The following is a 1,024-nucleotide window of genomic DNA, read 5'->3' on the forward strand; positions in this document are numbered from 1 at the left end:
GAGCTTTCAGGTTTCCCTAAAATTTCTGGTCAGCACGCTGACTACATCAAAGCTCAGTTAGAAAAATTCCGTGATGGTAACCGTGGCAACGATATGAATGCCATGATGCGTGACATCGCGAAGAAAATGACAGATGAAGATATCGAAGTTCTGTCGAAATACGTTGGCGGTCTGCACTGATACCCCTACATAGTTCGAGCAAAGTTGTACAAAAATGCCCCAGCGATTTCGCTGGGGCATTTTTGTTGGTGATGTGGCTCACACGTGATTTTTGAGGGTGTCATCGATATCTGCTCGAAAGCTTGTAAGACATTTGCCATACCTTCGATTGCGAATGTCTTCTTCTTATTTTTAACCTTTTGATTAATTGATGTTTTTTATTTTTGCGAAAAAATCATCGCTAATATTTCCTACTGCTAACTTGTGAGTGCGTCGGGATTACGTAAAGTAGAAAGCGTTCACAGGGGGTGAATTGCAGGATTTCAGACCACGGATTCAAGGTCTTCATGGACGCAAGCTAGGATAGCTTGGTGATCGGAAAACGGAATTAGGTAGGCAAGGAGCCTGCTCGATACGGATGGTCATCTCGTCTTATGGTTAAGACAGTGGAAAGGATCAGGCACAGGAAGTTGCTCAGAAGACAGGAAGTAAAGGGATAGCCAAAACTCATCAGGAAGATGAAAAACAACACTTTTTGGCAAGGAAAGCACGAAAAACAAAAGGATTCTTGGTGCACTAAATGCGTGCAACACAGTTTCGCCACTTGATGGCACTTAGAAAGCGACAGTTTGACTGTCGCTGTTTTTATGCCGTTTTTTCTCGGCAACCACCAATCTGAAGAGGGATTACTACACTGATGCCTTTCGATGGGTTCTTAAACAAAGTTTTTTAACAAAAACTGCTGAAAAAGTATTCAGCACCTCTCCAATCTGAGTCCACTTTCTGGTATGTTTCGCATCCCTGTTTGAGGAAGTCAGCATGCATACCTGTCCTTTATGCCACAATCAGCATACTCGTCACTATT

Annotated in this window: 1 protein-coding gene; it reads left to right on the forward strand. The window is 42.9% G+C overall.

Translation table 11 applies throughout. The annotated features are described in order from the left end of the window. The coding region (locus tag R7P35_RS26385; RefSeq protein WP_411978902.1) for a c-type cytochrome at window positions 1-180 on the forward strand (180 nt) is incomplete at its 5' end. Between the last annotated feature and the right edge of the window lie 844 nt (window positions 181-1,024).

This window comes from Vibrio sp. Vb0304 (genome assembly GCF_033338995.1).
GTDB lineage: Bacteria > Pseudomonadota > Gammaproteobacteria > Enterobacterales > Vibrionaceae > Vibrio > Vibrio alginolyticus.